The organism is Pseudomonas sp. SORT22 (assembly GCF_018417635.1).
Taxonomy (GTDB): Bacteria; Pseudomonadota; Gammaproteobacteria; order Pseudomonadales; family Pseudomonadaceae; genus Aquipseudomonas.
Map to the genome: position 1 here is coordinate 4,593,355 of NZ_CP071007.1, position 15,615 is coordinate 4,608,969.

Sequence of the window (15,615 nt, forward strand, 5' to 3'; positions counted from 1 at the left end):
TTAACGCAAAGGCGCATCCATCTGGATGCGCCCGGGGCCCGCTTACTCAGCCTTGGGCTGTTCGCGCAGACGGATATGCAACTCACGCAGGGCCTTGGCATCGACCAGGCCAGGGGCCTGGGTCATGACGCACGCGGCGCTCTGGGTTTTCGGGAAGGCAATGACTTCGCGAATCGACTGGGCGCCGGTCATCAGCATCACCAGACGGTCAAGGCCGAAGGCCAGGCCGCCGTGCGGCGGTGCGCCGAACTTCAGGGCGTCGAGCAGGAAGCCGAACTTCTCTTCCTGTTCAGCCGCTTCGATACCCAGCAGACGGAAGACCGCCTGTTGCATCTCTTTGCGGTGGATACGGATCGAACCGCCACCCAGCTCGGTACCGTTGAGGACCATGTCGTAAGCACGCGACAGGGCGGTGGCCGGGTTGGCCTCGAGCTCTTCGGGGCTGCATTTTGGCGCGGTGAACGGGTGGTGCAGCGCGGTGAAGCTGCCGTCGTCGTTCTCTTCGAACATCGGGAAGTCAACCACCCACATCGGGGCCCACTCGCAGGTGAGCAGGTTGAAATCGTTACCGACCTTGATACGCAGGGCGCCCAGCGCCTCGCTGACGATCTTGGCCTTGTCGGCGCCGAAGAACACGATGTCGCCATCGACCGCACCAACGCGATCGAGGATCACGTTGAGGTTGGCCTCGGGGATGTTCTTGACAATCGGCGACTGCAGGCCCTCAACGCCCTTGGCGCGCTCGTTGACCTTGATGTAGGCCAGGCCCTTGGCACCGTAGATGCCGACGAACTTGGTGTACTCGTCGATGCGGCTGCGCGGCATGCTCGCGCCACCTGGCACGCGCAGGGCGGCAACACGGCTCTTCGGATCGTTGGCCGGGCCGCTGAACACTTTGAATTCGACGTCCTTGAGCTGGTCGGCAACGTCGACCAGTTCCAGCGGGTTACGCAGGTCAGGCTTGTCGGAACCGTAGCGGCGCATGGCTTCTTCGAAAGTCATGTGCGGGAATTCACCGAATTCCAGGTCCAGGACTTCCTTGAACAGCTTGCGGATCATGCTTTCGGTCAGGCCCATGATCTCGGACTCATCGAGGAAGCTGGTCTCGATGTCGATCTGGGTGAATTCCGGCTGACGGTCGGCGCGCAGGTCTTCGTCACGGAAGCACTTGGCGATCTGGTAGTAGCGGTCGAAACCGGCAACCATCAGCAGCTGCTTGAACAGCTGGGGCGATTGCGGCAGGGCGAAGAAGCTGCCGGCGTGGGTACGGCTCGGCACCAGGTAGTCACGCGCGCCCTCAGGGGTGGCACGGGTGAGGATCGGCGTTTCGACGTCGAGGAAGCCGTTTTCGTCGAGGAAGCGACGGATGCTGGTGGTGATGCGCGAACGCAGACGCAGCTTCTCGGCCATCTCTGGACGACGCAGGTCGATGAAGCGATAGCGCAAGCGGGTTTCTTCGCCAACGTCGGAGTATTCGTTGAGCGGGAACGGCGGGGTTTCCGCTTCGTTCAGCACGGTCAGCTCATAACCCAACACTTCGATGGCACCCGAGGCCATGTTGGCGTTGACTGCGCCAGCCGGACGCGGACGCACCTTGCCGGTAATCTGCACCACGTATTCGCTGCGCACGCGGTCGGCGGCGGCGAAGCTTTCTGCGCGATCCGGGTCGAAAACGACCTGGGCCATGCCTTCGCGATCACGGATATCGAGGAAAATCACCCCGCCGTGGTCGCGGCGACGATGGACCCATCCGCAAAGGGTAATTTCCTGACCTTCCAGGCTCTCGTTCAGTTGGCCGCAATAATGGCTGCGCATCATGATGGTGGTTTCGCTTCTCGTCATTCGTATGTTCAGTGGAGGCCTTGCAGCCCCAAAGGGCTAATAGTGCAAGACCCTGCCGGTGCAATCAACTCAGTCGGCCTTGTCGCCGCCTGCCAGGTTCTTTTTCGCACCGGTCTTGAAGTCGGTTTCGTACCAGCCGGTACCACCCAGGCGGAAGCCCGGGGCCGAAATCAGCTTCTTCAGCGCTGGCTGCTCACACGCCGGGCAATCGGTCAGCGGCGCGGCGCTGAGCTTCTGGAGGACTTCCAACTGGTGGTTGCAGGAAGCACATTGATAGTCGTACATGGGCATAGGCGTGTCTCGTTAACCACAGCGCAGGCTGGTTCGGGCAGTAAAGCGCGGGATTATATATGGTTAAGGAGTGCTGTGCAGCCCGGCAACCGACTAGCGTGCCACTGGCAAGCCGAGCAAATAGACCACGCAGACCACGCGGATCAGCCCGCTGAAATTTTTTACCCCGCCGTGACGCAGGTGTACCTCACGGTCGATATACGACAACACGGCATTGACCGAGCACTGATTGGCCTTGGCGATGCGTTCAAGAATAGTCCAGTAGATCTCTTCCAGGCGCAGACAGGTGGCAAAGCCGTTGAGGCGCACCGACCGCGACAGCGGCTGGGCCAGGCCCATGTTGAAATTGGCCTCGAAAGGGTCGACGCCATCCTTGTGCGGCACGCAGGCTACGCGCCCCGTGCGATTCATCCATGCCGACATAGTCGTACCACGCCACTATTTAACCGGGAAACAAACCCGCGTGCGTTATGCACGCGGGAACATGCCCTTAATAAAGCGCTGTGTAACGTGGCGGTGCCAGCAGACACCCTAACTCTGAATGTAGGAATACTCGGCACTGGAGCCGGTACTTTAAAACACCGGAAAGTGCTTCCGTACTAACTGAAATGCCCGAACTTCGCACAAAAGTTCGGGCATTCGAATAACAGGGTTAAATCTGCCGGTTACTTACCTTCAAGTAGCGAGCGCAGCATCCAGGCGGTTTTTTCATGCACCTGCATGCGCTGGGTCAGCAGGTCGGCCGTCGGCTCGTCGCTGACCTTGTCGAGCAGCGGGAAAATGCTGCGCGCCGTGCGGGTTACCGCCTCCTGGCCTTCGACCAGTTGTTTGATCATTTCGTCAGCAGGCGGCACGCCCTCTTCTTCCTTAATAGAAGAAAGCCGCGCGTAGATTGAGTACGCCCCGGGTGCCGGGAAGCCCAGCGCGCGAATACGCTCGGCGATCGAGTCGACCGCCAGGGCCAGTTCGTTGTACTGCTCTTCGAACATCAGGTGCAAGGTACGAAAGGCCGGACCGGTGACGTTCCAGTGAAAGTTGTGGGTCTTCAGATAAAGTACGTAGGTATCCGACAACAGGCGCGACAAACCATCGACGATGGACTTGCGATCTTCTTCGCTGATACCGATATCGATTGCCATGTAGTTCCCCTTTCCTTAGTGCTTGCTGATCAAGCGGGTACAAACCACTGTACCAAGAGTTTTCCACCCCTGCAGCCTCATGCCTGCGACACAAGGCTGCAGGCCGCGCGACACACGGTTGGCCGCTGATTTGAGAAGCCCGGGGCTTTGCTGTTAAATAGGCAGCGTGCCGCCCGCGCCGATTGTCATTGCCCGGGCGCATAGGCTGGCCTTCTCACGTTTTTGCGCTTTTTTACCCGTGCGCGCCGTGAAGCCAGCTCTTCCTGTGATCCGCCTTATCAATGTGAGCCAACCAACATGTTCAAGATCGTCCACCTGTTGACGGGCGTTGCAGCTTTGCTGCTGTCCTTCATACCCAGCCTCAGAACCGAAGCCATACCCTTCCTGCAGCAACCGGAGGCGGTTTACCTGGCGCTTTTCGGCCTGCTTAACCTGCTCATCGCTCCCGTGCTCGCGCAGCACTACCGGGGCGTGCGCCAGCAACTGCAGCGCGCTGCCAGTGCTTTGCTGGTGCTTACCGTGATCCTGCAGACCGTGACCTTGCTGGCCCGTCCGGAGCTTGGCAACCTGCCGGCCCTGGCTTGCGCCCTGCTGGCCACCATCCTGCACTTGATTGCCGGTTTTGCCAAAAGCGCTGTGGCCCGTAGCCAGAACACCCAGTACGACATGTCCAATCGCGATACCGGCACGGTGAAGTGGTTCAACACGTCCAAGGGTTTCGGCTTTATCTCCCGCGATTCGGGCGATGACATCTTCGTCCACTTCCGCGCCATTCGCGGCGAAGGCCACCGGGTGCTGGTCGAAGGCCAGCGCGTGGAGTTCTCGGTGATGAACCGCGACAAGGGCCTGCAGGCCGAAGACGTGATCGCCGCCCCACGGCGCTGATCAGCAGCAACAAAAAAACCGCGACGGCATCACTGCCCATCGCGGTTTTTTTTCGCCCCCGAATCAGTAATGCGGCGGCGGTGCCTCTTCTTCACTGGCCTCGTACTGGCCGACCATCTCTTCATAGCGCTTGAGCAGTGCTGCCATCTGCAACTGCAGGCGCTCAACGACGCGCTGCTGTTCGACCAGCACATCATTCAAGGCCAGCAGGGTATCGTCCTGAAAGGCCAGCCGGCTTTCCAACTCGGTCACGCGCGCGTCAAGGGTCATGACTCGATCCTCCGCGAACTGAAAATCGTCAACCAATACCTCGGCCAGACGCAAACGGATCTCAGCCACCTGTTGTGGCGCATATTCAATTGCAGGTTTATTGCCCCACACAGGTGCCGGCCAGGCCGGATCAGAACGATGACGAACTATCACATGCATATGTAGCTGGCTAACTACATTGCCGAGGGTTGCCACGTTCATTTTGTCGGCGGCAAAGACGTCCTTGAGGATCTGGGCCAGGGCGTTAGTTTCTTTCCAGAGTTGCTGCTGATCGCTGTCATCAAGTTGAAACAATTCGCTGATTTCGGCCCGACGCGGCACCAGGATAAACCAGGGATAGTTGCCATCCCTACTCAGCAACAGACGACAAAGAGGAAAGTCCCCCAGGCAAAAGGTGTCTTGTTGAAGACGTTGATCCAGAACAAACACTACGAAATCTCCTACAACAGCTTAATACCTTGCTCACACAACCCTCCGTGAGCCACTGCCAGCAGGATACTCCTGATCGCTCGTCGGGGCATTGCCTGCTGCCTTATTAATGAAGCAATGCACCGATTTAGCCCCTTCCCCTCACCCAAAAGGCCTAGGCGTACGTCGGTGTTACGCTGCCCGGGCAAGGAAACGCTACTTTTCGCACCAAAATGAAGCCGTCCGTCGGCGTTTCGCCCAGTGAACATCCACAAACTACTCAGCTTTAGCCTTCAACGGTAACGCTTTGACTTTACGGGCAACTTTTTCCCTTATTCCATTGCGATCGACAGCCGCGAACCAAAGGTTCTTTGACCCCCGGTTTACCGGCACCTGAGGGCCTTCGGAGGGCGAAAGCGTGAAAATTTCGTGAAGCCGTTCGATTTTGTGCACGCTTGTTGCATTGTCATCCGCCACGGTCGGCACGCCCTCTGCACTGATGCAGCGAGCGGCGACAAATAACAACAGCTGCATGGGTTAACCAGGGAGTTTCGGGGGGCAGGGGCTAGATTGTTTTTACCTATCCTTAATCCGCTTGAAACAGCGCTGGAGTTGTACGGCCCGCGAAACCCGGGGCGTGGTTTGCGACAAGGACATAACTGTTAGCGACATGACCGTAAAGTTACCGAAAGGTTCTCGACAGGCATATCGCCAACGCCGGTCAGCGTGATATACATTTCCGCCGACACAAAAAGAAAGAGCCGCGCTGTATAAAAAAACCAAACAGCGACGGCAGTACTCTTCCTAAAAACCAAAGGAGCAAATCACGATGCGCGTGATGAAGTGGAGCATAATCGCCCTGGCTGTTGCAGCCGGCACCTCGCAATTGGCAGTGGCCTCTTCTCAGGATGAGTCCAAGGGTTTTGTTGAAGACAGCAAACTCAATGTCAAAACCCGCATGCTGTACTTTAGCCGTGACTTCCGTAACGTGCCTAACGGCGACCAAAGCCGCGTTGAAGAAACCGGCCTGGGCTTCCTCGGCACCTACCAGTCGGGCTTTACCCAAGGCACCGTAGGTTTCGGTGTCGACGCCATCGGCATGCTCGGCCTGAAACTGGACAGCGGCAAAGGTCGCGCCGGCACCGGCCAGTTCCCGCTGGGCGCAGATGGCCGTTCGCAGGACTCGTTCTCCGAAGGTGGCGCGGCGGTCAAGTTCCGCATCTCCGACACCGTGCTGAAGTACGGCACCCAGTTCACCGCCCTGCCGGTTCTGGCAACCGACGACAGCCGCCTGCTGCCTGAAACCGTCGAAGGTTTCCTGGTGACCAGCAAGGAAATCAAAGGCCTTGAGCTGAATGCCGGTCACTTCACCGCCCTGAATGCTCAATCGCAGTCCTACCACGACAGCATCGGTGGCAAGAACCGCACTACCGGGATCAAGAACCCTGGCCTGACCCAGGCTGACGTGTTCGGCGGCACCTATGCCTTCACCGACACCCTGAGCACCAGCCTCTACTACTCCAAGGTCGAAGACTACTGGCGTAAATACTACGCCAACGTCAACTGGGCACTGCCGATCAACGACAACCAAGGCCTGGTGTTCGACTTCAACATCTATGACACCAAGAGCGACGGCAAGGCCAACGTTACCGCCTTCGATGGTGACAAACTTGATAACCGTGCGTTCAGCCTGTCGGGCGCCTACAACATTGGCGCGCACACCTTCACCCTGGCCTACCAGAAGGTTACCGGTGACGGCGACTATGCCTACGGCATCGACGGCGGCGGCACCATTTTCCTGGCCAACTCCATCGCTCGTTCCGACTTTAACGCCGAAGACGAGAAATCCTACCAGGCACGTTACGACCTGAACTTCGCCGAATACGGCGTTCCAGGCCTGAGCTTCATGACCCGTTATGTCAAGGGTACCGGTGCCAACGTCACTGGCACCGACAACGGCAAGGAATGGGAACGCGACATCGAGGCCAAGTACGTTCTGCAGGAAGGTCCGGCCAAAGACCTGAGCCTGCGTGTACGTCAAGCCACCTACCGTTCGGGTGACGGCGTTTACTACGGTTCGCCATCGATCGACGAACTGCGCCTGATCGTCGAGTACCCGCTGAGCATCCTGTAAGCCCCGGGCTTTCAGTATCCCCAGTACGAAAGAGCCCGGCACTGCCGGGCTTTTTCTTGTCTGAATTCGGGCTGACAACGCCTTCGTGCTCCGGCATCCTGTACGCCACCGAATCGCCCCCGTACAATGCGGGGTCATTTAAAGTCTTAAGCAACCGACAACGGCCTACCATGCGCACCAGTCAATATTTGCTCGCTACTCAAAAAGAAACCCCTTCCGACGCGGTCGTCATCAGCCACCAGCTGATGCTGCGTGCCGGCATGATCCGCAAGCTTGCATCCGGCCTTTATACCTGGCTGCCGATGGGCCTGCGGGTAATGCGCAAGGTCGAAGCCGTGGTCCGCGAGGAAATGAACGCCGCTGGCGCCCTTGAAGTGCTGATGCCGGCCATCCAGCCTGCCGAGCTGTGGCAGGAATCCGGCCGCTGGGAACAGTACGGCCCGGAGCTGCTGCGCCTCAAAGACCGTCACGGTCGCGAGTTCTGCGTGGGCCCGACCCACGAAGAGGTCATCACCGACCTCGCCCGCAACGAGCTCAACAGCTATAAACAGCTGCCGCTGAACATGTACCAGATCCAGACCAAGTTCCGTGACGAGATCCGTCCGCGCTTCGGCCTGATGCGTGGTCGCGAGTTCATCATGAAGGACGCCTACTCCTTCCATGCCGATCCAGCTTCCCTGCAGCAAACCTACGATCGCATGCACCTGGCGTACAGCAACATCTTTACCCGCCTGGGCCTGGATTTCCGCCCAGTGCAGGCTGACACCGGCTCGATCGGTGGCAGCTACTCCCACGAATTCCACGTGCTGGCCGAGTCCGGTGAAGACGATGTGATCTTCAGCGACAGCTCCGACTACGCCGCCAACATCGAGAAGGCCGAAGCCATCCCACGGGAAACCGTGCGCCCGGCGCCGACCGAAGAGCTGCGCCTGGTCGACACCCCGGACGCCAAGACCATCACCCAGCTGGTCGACAACTATGGCCTGGCGATCGAAAAGACCGTCAAGACCCTGATCGTCCACGCCGCCGAAGAAGGCAAGCTGATTGCCCTGATCGTCCGTGGCGACCACGAGCTCAATGAAATCAAAGCTGCCAACCTGGCAGAAGTTGCCAGCCCGCTGGTCATGGCCAGCGACGAAGAGCTGCGCGACGCCATTGGCGCCGGCGCCGGCTCCCTCGGCCCGCTGAACCTGCCGCTGCCATGCATCATCGACCGTTCGGTCGCGCTGATGAGCGACTTCGGCATCGGTGCCAACATCGACGACAAACACTACTTCGGCGTCAACTGGGAGCGCGACCTGCCAGTTCCGCAAGTGGCCGACCTGCGCAACGTCGTCGAGGGCGACCCAAGCCCGGATGGCAAGGGCACCCTGGTGATCAAGCGCGGCATCGAAGTCGGGCACATCTTCCAGCTCGGCACCAAGTACAGCGAGGCACTCAAGTGCCAGGTACTGGGCGAGAACGGCAAGCCGGTAACCCTGAGCATGGGTTGCTACGGTATCGGCGTATCGCGTGTGGTGGCTGCGGCCATCGAGCAGAACTACGACGAAAACGGCATCATCTGGAGCGATACCCTGGCACCCTTCCAGATCGCCCTGGTGCCGCTGCGCTACGAGACCGAACAGGTTCGCGAAGCCACCGACAAGCTGTATGCCGAGCTGACCGCTGCCGGTTTCGAAGTGCTGCTGGACGACCGCGACAAGAAGACCAGCCCGGGGATCAAGTTCGCCGACATGGAACTGATCGGCATCCCGCACCGCATCGTCATCAGCGACCGCGGCCTGGCCGACGGCAACCTGGAATACAAGCACCGCACCGAGCGTGACGCACAGCCGCTGCCAGTGGCCGAGGTGCTGTCGTTCCTGCAAGCCCGCATTCGTCGCTAAGCCAACGCAAGAGTAATCATGTTCAAGCGAAGTACCATCAACCTGGGGGGCGCCGCACTGTGCGGCGCCCTGCTCCTCAGCGGTTGCGCCAACCAGATGTCCCAGCGCAGCGAGCACGAGGAGCGCATCGAGCGCAAGCTGCTCGAACACAGCCTGCAGATCGATGTCGGAGACCCCAAGGTACTCGAGCTGCCGCAACGGCGTGTGCGCATCCACGAACAGAAGAACTTCGAAGTCACCGAGTTCGAGGTTACCCGTCGCTACGATCGCTACACGCCTTACCAACCCTGGCGCGAAGTCTATGAGATTCCGCTGGGCGCGGTGGCGGTGGTGGCCGGTGTCGGCGCCAACGTGGTCAATGTCTTTGCCCTGGGCAACCTGCCCGACAGCGTGACCCATGACTGGTTGAGCTATGGCTTCGACGGCCTCAACCCGTTCATGAACGCCCAGTCCAACGGTCGTGCCCAGCAGAACCTGGCGGGCATCACCGAAGTGCAAAAGGACAAGCGCCAGGAATACACCAGCGTCCCCTGGAGCGAGCGGCCGGTGTCGGTCAAGGCCGGCAAGATCGACCATGAGCTGACCACCGACCGCAATGGCGTGTTGCACCTGAACCTGCTCGACAGCCCGTTCAGCGAGCAGAACCTGACCCACATCGGCACCCTGCACCTGCAGGTGGTCGATGAAGACAACAACGTGCGTGGCGATGCCAGCCTGCTGATCAGCGCCGGCCTGCGCGGCAAACTGGTGGAAGCCCACGAACTGATTTTCGATGACCTGGAAGACGACGAAGTCAGCCAGTGGGTGCATCGGGTCAAGCGCCTGTCGGAGCTGGGCCTGGAAGAAGAAGCCAGTGAACTGGAGCAAAGCCTGATCGAGCTGACCCGCAACGATCCGGAGCTGCAACAGGAATTCCTCAAGTCGCTGACCAAGGACGCCGGCCGCCTGGTTGCCGACCCTGGCGCGCACTGACCTTCGCTGTACCCGGAGAGCGCCAGCCTGCTGGCGCTGCCCTCCTCACTCCCGAGTGAACAGCTCCAGCTGTTCATGCGCACCGCGCAAATCCTGCAAGCGCACACCAATCCCCAACAGCCTCACCGGCTTGCCGCCACGGGCAAAGGCCTGGCTGAGCAAGTGTTGATAGCTGCCCAGGTCACGCCCCGCCCCTGACTGCTCAAGGGTGGTCTGGCTGAAATCATGGAACTTCACTTTGACGAACGGCTTGCCCGGGCGATAACTGTCGTCGATGCGGGCCATGCGCCCGGCCAGGGTTTCCATCAGCTCCGGGAGTTTTTCCAGGCAACTGGCGAGATCAGGCAGATCGGTGTCGTAGGTGTTTTCGACACTGACCGACTGACGCCGGCTGTCATTTTGCACCGGACGGTCATCGATACCCCGCGCCAGCCCCCACAACCGCTCACCAAAACTGCCGAATTCACGGGCCAGGGCCAGGCGACTCCAGTCGCGCAACTCCAGGCAGGTGATGATGCCCAGGCGGCCCATCTTGTCGGCGGTGACCTTGCCTACGCCATGCAGCTTGCTCACCGGCAAGGCAGCTACGAAGTCTTCGACTTCATTCGGAGTGACCACAAACAGGCCATTGGGCTTGCGCCAGTCGCTGGCGATCTTGGCCAGGAATTTGTTCGGCGCCACGCCAGCCGACACAGTGATATGCAACTGTTGGGCAACCCGACGGCGAATATCGGCGGCAATCCGTGTAGCGCTGCCCGCAAACCAGGAACTGTCCGACACATCCAGGTAAGCCTCGTCCAGCGACAAGGGCTCGATCAGGTCAGTGTATTCGCGAAAGATGCCGTGAATTTCCCGCGAGGCTTCTTTATAGGCATCCATGCGCGGCTTGACGATCAGCAGGTCCGGGCACAGCTTGAGGGCATGGTGCGAGGACATCGCCGAACGCACGCCGAACGCCCGCGCCTCATAGTTGCAGGTAGCGATCACCCCGCGCCGCTCCGCCGAACCGCCCACCGCCAGCGGCCGCCCGACCAGACGCGGGTCGTCGCGCATTTCGATGGCGGCGTAGAAGCAATCGCAGTCGATATGGATGATCTTGCGTTGAGACATAGGGAGCGTAAGAACAGGTTTAAAGTGATGTAAGCAGTATCTCACCCGCTAGCGGCCCATGCATCACAACTAATTCATTCCCCCCCGGAACCTCTGCAAGGCCCGCCCTTGCTGCCTTGCAGCCCTTTTCAGCGGCGCTAAGCGATTGAAGGAGAAAGGATTTCTGCAAACAGGCTATTGACAGCCCCGGGCAAAACTGTAGAATCTCATCTCACAGGCGCGGGATGGAGCAGCCTGGTAGCTCGTCGGGCTCATAACCCGAAGGTCGTCGGTTCAAATCCGGCTCCCGCAACCAGATTCAGGAAAGGCCACTCTCACGAGTGGCCTTTTTCTTTGCCCGGAATAAAGCCCCAGGTAATTTTTTATTGTAAATCAACAATTAAGCGTTGACAGCCAAGCTCAACGCTGTAGAATCCGCCCCACAGACGCGGGATGGAGCAGTCTGGTAGCTCGTCGGGCTCATAACCCGAAGGTCGTCGGTTCAAATCCGGCTCCCGCAACCAAACAACAGAAAAGGCCACTTTGAAAAAAGTGGCCTTTTTTGCGTCTGCCTTCCAGCTAATCAGCCCGCCCCCTGAACGCCCTTCGCCGCTCAGGCAATATGAAACTTCTTTAACTATCCTCAAGGTGCTCAGCGGCCCGATCATATCGGACATTACGCTTCCAAAGGGATTGGTACTTTGACCGGATACACCCTGCTTCCCCTGCGCAAGCCACGAGGTGGCTGATGCGCACCCAGACGCCTGAAACACAAGCCCCTGTGACCGCCGCATTACCCAATGCCGAGCAACGCCTGCGCTGGCTCGAACGCCTGAGCAAGTACCGCCAGCCCATCGGCCTGGGCGTGACCTTGCTGCTGTTCGCTGTCGCCCTGATCGCCTGCCGTCACCTGCTCAGCGAGCTGGACATCTATGCCCTGCATGATTCGCTGCTCAGCGTGCCGCCGCCAGCATTGGCCGGCGCACTGCTGGCGACGGTGGCCGGCTTCGTCATACTGCTGGGGTACGAGTGGTCGGCCAGCCGCTATGCCGGCGTCCAGCTACCGGCTCGCACCCTGGTAATGGGCGGCTTCAGCGCCTTTGCCATCGGCAATGCCATTGGCCTGTCGCTGCTGTCCGGTGGCTCGGTACGCTATCGCCTGTATGCGCGCCATGGCATCGGCGCCGCCGAAGTGGCGCGCATGACCCTGTTTGCCAGCCTTTCCCTCGGCTGCGCGTTGCCGCCGCTCGCCGCCCTGGCGACCTTGAGTAACTTGCCGGCTGCAGCTTCAGCCTTGCACCTGGCGCCTGCGTTGCTGGCAGCGATCGCCCTGGCGGTACTTAGCTTGAGCGGCGCACTGGTCTATGGCCTTTATCGTCGTCGCCTGCCCGAACAACCCCAGGCTGACAACCTGCTGGTACAAGTAGGCCGGCGTACTCTGCGCTTGCCGGGCGCACGCCTGACCCTGCTGCAACTGCTCATTACTGCCCTGGACGTAGCCGCTGCCGCCACCGTGCTGTACCTGCTGCTGCCCGAGGCGCCGCCGTTTGGTGCCTTCTTGCTGGTCTACCTGCTGGCGCTGGCGGCCGGGGTGCTCAGCCATGTGCCCGGTGGCGTCGGGGTGTTCGAGGCGATCCTGCTGGCAGCCTTTGCCGACAAGCTCGGCGCCGCGCCACTGGCCGCCGCGTTGCTGCTTTATCGCCTGATCTATGTGGTGCTGCCACTGCTGCTGGCCTGCGTCCTGCTGCTGGCCAGCGAAGCCAAGCGCCTGCTGTTTGCCCAGCAAGCGATCAGGGCCGCTTCCGGGCTCGCAGCCCCGGTGCTGGCGGTGCTGGTGTTTCTCTCCGGCGTGGTGCTGCTGTTTTCCGGCGCCACCCCGGAAATAGACGAGCGTCTGGAGCATCTGGGCTTCCTCGTACCGCACCGGTTGATCGACGCGTCGCACTTCGGCGCCAGCCTGATTGGCGTCCTCTGCCTGCTGCTGGCCCAGGGCCTGCGCCGGCGCCTGTCGGCTGCCTGGATCCTGACCACCGTCCTGCTGCTGGTCGGCGCCCTGCTCTCGCTGCTCAAAGGTTTCGACTGGGAAGAAGCCAGCATCCTGACCTTCACCGCCTGCCTGCTGGCGGTGTTCCGCCGTTCCTTCTATCGCCCCAGCCGCTTGCTCGAACTGCCGTTCTCGCCGGTTTACCTGGCGGCCAGCGCCTGTGTACTGGGCGCTTCGGTGTGGCTGCTACTGTTTGCCTATCAGGATGTGCCCTACAGCCATCAGCTGTGGTGGCAATTCACCCTCGACGCCGATGCCCCACGCGGCTTGCGCTCGGCCCTGGGCAGCGCGGTACTGCTGGTGATCGTCGCCCTGACCTGGCTGCTGCGCACCGCGCGCCCGGTTATTCACCTGCCCAGCGCCGACGAGCTGCAACGCGCCAACGCCATCCTGCAAGCCTCCGACCAACCCGACGGCGGCCTGGCCCTGACTGGCGACAAAGCCTTGCTGTTCCACCCCAACGACGATGCCTTCCTTATGTATGCACGTCGCGGCCGCAGCCTGGTGGCGCTGTACGACCCGATCGGCCCGGCCCACGAGCGCGCCGAAATGATCTGGCAGTTCCGCGACCTGTGCGATGTACACCATGCCCGCCCGGTGTTCTACCAGGTTCGGGCCGAGAACCTGCCCTTCTATATGGACATCGGCCTGACCGCGATCAAACTGGGCGAAGAAGCCCGGGTCGACCTCAAGCGCTTTGACCTAGAAGCCAAGGGCAAGGAGATGAAAGACCTGCGCTACACCTGGAACCGCGGCGGCCGCGACGGCCTGAGCCTGGAAGTGCACGAGCCGGGGCAGGCTCCGCTGGAAGAACTCAAGACCATCTCCGACGCCTGGCTCACTGGCAAGAACGTGCGCGAGAAAGGCTTCTCCCTCGGCCGTTTCAGCCCGGAGTACCTGCAGCACTTCCGGATTGCCCTGATCCGTTTCGAAGGGCGCCCGGTCGCCTTTGCCAACCTCCTGGAAACCCGCAGCCTGGAGCTGGCCAGCCTCGACCTGATGCGCGCCCACCCGCAGGCGCCCAAGCTGACCATGGAATTCATGATGATCGGCCTGATCCAACACTATAAGCAGCACGGCTATGGGCGCTTCAGCCTGGGCATGGTGCCACTCTCCGGGCTGCAACCACGGCGCGGCGCACCGCTGACCCAGCGCCTGGGCTCGATGGTGTTCCAGCGCGGCGAGCAGCTCTACAACTTCCAGGGCCTGCGCCGCTTCAAGGACAAGTTCCAACCGGACTGGGAACCTCGCTACATGGCCGTGCCGGCCGGACTCGATCCGCTGGTGGCACTGGCCGACACCGCCGCCCTGATCGCGGGCGGCCTGACTGGATTGGTGAAACGCTGATGATTCGACGCTACTGGCTGTACCTGCTGGTTCCCCTGCTGCTGGCCTTGCTGGCTGCCGCCCTTGGCTTCTGGCTGTGGACCCGGCCGGCCCCCGAAGCCTCCCTTGAGCACCTGAGCCTGGCCGATGGCAGCAGCCTGGTCCGGGTCAACCCCGGCACCCGGGCCAAGGCCCGCGTGGTCATCGCCGTGCCCCCGGACCAGGCCCTGAGCGACAAGCAACTGCTCGACCTGAGCCAGAGCGGCGAGGCGCAGATGGTCCAGGTGGTCCTGCCGCCAGCCGATTGCAACAAGCAGCAACAGGCGCTGCAGCAAGCCATGCAGCAACTCAAGGGCGCGCCGACCCTGGTAGCCGGTATCGGCCCGGGCGCAGCCCAGGCCTGGAGCTGGCTGGCCAGCCAGAGCGATGACAAGGCCCTGGCCATCTCGGTGGACTTCAACCTCGAACAACCCGGCTGCGCCACGCCGCTGCCCAAGTCCGCCGCCCACGGCCACTGGAGCGTGGCCTGGAACGACAACCCGGATGACGCCAGCGCCGCCTTCGTGCGCGACCAGGCCAATGCCGAAACCAGCATCAGCGACTACGACATCCACCTGCCGCAGGTACTCAAGGCGCAACTGACCCAGGCACTGGTGGGTGAGGACGGCAACGCCATGAGCATCCCGGTGGTCGAAGTACCTGCCGGGCAAACCACCGACACCGTCACCCTGTTTCTCTCGGGCGATGGCGGTTGGCGCGACCTGGACCGCGACGTCGCCGGCGAGATGGCCAAGCTCGGCTATCCGGTGGTGGGCATCGACACCCTGCGCTACTACTGGCAGCACAAGACCCCGGAACAAAGCGCCATCGACCTCTCCGAGCTGATGCAGCACTACCGGCAGAAATGGGGCACCAAGCGTTTCGTGCTGACCGGCTACTCGTTCGGCGCCGACGTCTTGCCGGCGATCTACAACCGCTTGCCGGCCGAAGACCAGAAGCGCATCGATGCGGTGATACTGCTGGCCTTTGCCCGCAGCGGCAGCTTCGAGATCGAAGTCGAGGGCTGGTTGGGCAATGCTGGCAAAGAGGCACCGACCGGGCCGGAGATGGCCAGGCTGCCAGCGTCCAAAGTGGTCTGCGTGTATGGCGAGGAAGAGGCCGACGAGAGCGGCTGTACCGACCATACTGCAGTCGGCGAGCGCCTGAAGCTGCCTGGCGGACATCACTTCGACGAGAACTACCCGGCGCTGGCCAAGCGCCTGATCGGCGATATCGAGAACCGCCAGGGCAAGACCAGCGTCGCCGAGCAGGATTGAAGCGCGCCTCCGG

General features: G+C 61.2%; 13 protein-coding genes, 2 tRNA genes and 1 pseudogene. 8 read left to right on the plus strand and 8 right to left on the minus strand.

What is annotated here, in order from left to right:
- Window positions 1-42: 42 nt before the first annotated feature.
- The 4 genes from aspS to JYG36_RS21045 all read right to left on the minus strand — a co-directional run bounded on the left by aspS (window position 43) and on the right by JYG36_RS21045 (window position 3,272).
- Window positions 43-1,818 carry an aspartate--tRNA ligase gene (gene aspS, locus JYG36_RS21030; protein ID WP_045193709.1) on the minus strand — a complete coding sequence of 592 codons (1,776 nt, stop codon included), beginning with the start codon at window positions 1,816-1,818 and terminating at the stop codon, window positions 43-45.
- A 93-nt stretch (window positions 1,819-1,911) separates the two neighbouring features.
- Window positions 1,912-2,133, minus strand: a complete 222-nt coding sequence (locus tag JYG36_RS21035; RefSeq protein ID WP_045193542.1) for an FmdB family zinc ribbon protein — start codon at window positions 2,131-2,133, stop codon at window positions 1,912-1,914.
- 93 nt (window positions 2,134-2,226) lie between these two features.
- Window positions 2,227-2,556 carry a ribbon-helix-helix domain-containing protein gene (locus JYG36_RS21040; RefSeq protein ID WP_045193543.1) on the minus strand — a complete coding sequence of 110 codons (330 nt, stop codon included), beginning with the start codon at window positions 2,554-2,556 and terminating at the stop codon, window positions 2,227-2,229.
- 242 nt (window positions 2,557-2,798) lie between these two features.
- Window positions 2,799-3,272, minus strand: coding sequence for a Dps family protein (locus tag JYG36_RS21045; protein ID WP_045193544.1), 474 nt, complete (start codon window positions 3,270-3,272; stop codon window positions 2,799-2,801).
- Window positions 3,273-3,569: 297 nt separating this feature from the next.
- Here JYG36_RS21045 and JYG36_RS26695 point away from each other — a divergent pair, with 297 nt between their 5' ends.
- Window positions 3,570-4,157, plus strand: a complete 588-nt coding sequence (locus tag JYG36_RS26695; protein WP_045193545.1) for a cold-shock protein — start codon at window positions 3,570-3,572, stop codon at window positions 4,155-4,157.
- A 63-nt stretch (window positions 4,158-4,220) separates the two neighbouring features.
- Here JYG36_RS26695 and JYG36_RS26650 read toward each other — a convergent pair whose 3' ends face one another.
- The 3 genes and pseudogenes from JYG36_RS26650 to JYG36_RS21060 all read right to left on the minus strand — a co-directional run bounded on the left by JYG36_RS26650 (window position 4,221) and on the right by JYG36_RS21060 (window position 5,369).
- Complete coding sequence (locus JYG36_RS26650) at window positions 4,221-4,427, minus strand: SlyX family protein (protein ID WP_093386494.1); 207 nt, start codon at window positions 4,425-4,427, stop codon at window positions 4,221-4,223.
- Between the two features lie 9 nt (window positions 4,428-4,436).
- Window positions 4,437-4,856: pseudogene (locus tag JYG36_RS21055) on the minus strand (HIT domain-containing protein); the annotation flags it as partial.
- Between the two features lie 255 nt (window positions 4,857-5,111).
- On the minus strand, window positions 5,112-5,369 hold the full coding sequence (locus JYG36_RS21060; RefSeq protein ID WP_213602202.1) for a hypothetical protein: 258 nt from the start codon (window positions 5,367-5,369) through the stop codon (window positions 5,112-5,114).
- Between the two features lie 295 nt (window positions 5,370-5,664).
- On the opposite strand from JYG36_RS21060, the gene JYG36_RS21065 reads away from it, so the two are divergent.
- The 3 genes from JYG36_RS21065 to JYG36_RS21075 all read left to right on the plus strand — a co-directional run bounded on the left by JYG36_RS21065 (window position 5,665) and on the right by JYG36_RS21075 (window position 9,827).
- The gene (locus JYG36_RS21065; RefSeq protein WP_045193547.1) at window positions 5,665-6,969 is read left to right on the plus strand and encodes an OprD family porin; all 1,305 of its coding nucleotides are present in this window, start codon (window positions 5,665-5,667) and stop codon (window positions 6,967-6,969) included.
- A 170-nt stretch (window positions 6,970-7,139) separates the two neighbouring features.
- A complete protein-coding gene (locus tag JYG36_RS21070) occupies window positions 7,140-8,855 on the plus strand; it encodes a proline--tRNA ligase (protein ID WP_045193549.1) in 1,716 nt (571 codons plus the stop codon).
- Between the two features lie 18 nt (window positions 8,856-8,873).
- Entirely contained in the window at window positions 8,874-9,827 is a 954-nt protein-coding gene (locus JYG36_RS21075; RefSeq protein ID WP_045193550.1) for a lipoprotein, read from the plus strand.
- A 45-nt stretch (window positions 9,828-9,872) separates the two neighbouring features.
- Here JYG36_RS21075 and dinB read toward each other — a convergent pair whose 3' ends face one another.
- Window positions 9,873-10,937 carry a DNA polymerase IV gene (gene dinB, locus JYG36_RS21080; protein WP_045193551.1) on the minus strand — a complete coding sequence of 355 codons (1,065 nt, stop codon included), beginning with the start codon at window positions 10,935-10,937 and terminating at the stop codon, window positions 9,873-9,875.
- A gap of 218 nt (window positions 10,938-11,155) precedes the next feature.
- On the opposite strand from dinB, the gene JYG36_RS21085 reads away from it, so the two are divergent.
- From JYG36_RS21085 to JYG36_RS21100, 4 genes are all read left to right on the plus strand, one after another.
- Window positions 11,156-11,232 (plus strand) — tRNA-Met (locus tag JYG36_RS21085).
- Between the two features lie 131 nt (window positions 11,233-11,363).
- Window positions 11,364-11,440: transfer RNA gene (locus JYG36_RS21090), tRNA-Met, on the plus strand.
- A gap of 224 nt (window positions 11,441-11,664) precedes the next feature.
- Window positions 11,665-14,307, plus strand: coding sequence for a bifunctional lysylphosphatidylglycerol flippase/synthetase MprF (gene mprF / locus JYG36_RS21095; protein ID WP_213602203.1), 2,643 nt, complete (start codon window positions 11,665-11,667; stop codon window positions 14,305-14,307).
- Window positions 14,307-15,602 carry a virulence factor family protein gene (locus JYG36_RS21100; RefSeq protein WP_093386516.1) on the plus strand — a complete coding sequence of 432 codons (1,296 nt, stop codon included), beginning with the start codon at window positions 14,307-14,309 and terminating at the stop codon, window positions 15,600-15,602. The genes mprF and JYG36_RS21100 overlap by 1 nt, the downstream gene beginning before the upstream one ends.
- Window positions 15,603-15,615 lie beyond the last annotated feature (13 nt).

Coding starts and splice junctions, on each gene's coding strand:
- aspS (WP_045193709.1), bottom strand. CDS start 1,818: ATGATGCGCAGCCATTATTGCGGCCAACTGAACGAGAGCCTGGAAGGT.
- JYG36_RS21035 (WP_045193542.1), bottom strand. CDS start 2,133: ATGCCCATGTACGACTATCAATGTGCTTCCTGCAACCACCAGTTGGAA.
- JYG36_RS21040 (WP_045193543.1), bottom strand. CDS start 2,556: ATGTCGGCATGGATGAATCGCACGGGGCGCGTAGCCTGCGTGCCGCAC.
- JYG36_RS21045 (WP_045193544.1), bottom strand. CDS start 3,272: ATGGCAATCGATATCGGTATCAGCGAAGAAGATCGCAAGTCCATCGTC.
- JYG36_RS26695 (WP_045193545.1), top strand. CDS start 3,570: ATGTTCAAGATCGTCCACCTGTTGACGGGCGTTGCAGCTTTGCTGCTG.
- JYG36_RS26650 (WP_093386494.1), bottom strand. CDS start 4,427: ATGACCCTTGACGCGCGCGTGACCGAGTTGGAAAGCCGGCTGGCCTTT.
- JYG36_RS21060 (WP_213602202.1), bottom strand. CDS start 5,369: ATGCAGCTGTTGTTATTTGTCGCCGCTCGCTGCATCAGTGCAGAGGGC.
- JYG36_RS21065 (WP_045193547.1), top strand. CDS start 5,665: ATGCGCGTGATGAAGTGGAGCATAATCGCCCTGGCTGTTGCAGCCGGC.
- JYG36_RS21070 (WP_045193549.1), top strand. CDS start 7,140: ATGCGCACCAGTCAATATTTGCTCGCTACTCAAAAAGAAACCCCTTCC.
- JYG36_RS21075 (WP_045193550.1), top strand. CDS start 8,874: ATGTTCAAGCGAAGTACCATCAACCTGGGGGGCGCCGCACTGTGCGGC.
- dinB (WP_045193551.1), bottom strand. CDS start 10,937: ATGTCTCAACGCAAGATCATCCATATCGACTGCGATTGCTTCTACGCC.
- mprF (WP_213602203.1), top strand. CDS start 11,665: ATGCGCACCCAGACGCCTGAAACACAAGCCCCTGTGACCGCCGCATTA.
- JYG36_RS21100 (WP_093386516.1), top strand. CDS start 14,307: ATGATTCGACGCTACTGGCTGTACCTGCTGGTTCCCCTGCTGCTGGCC.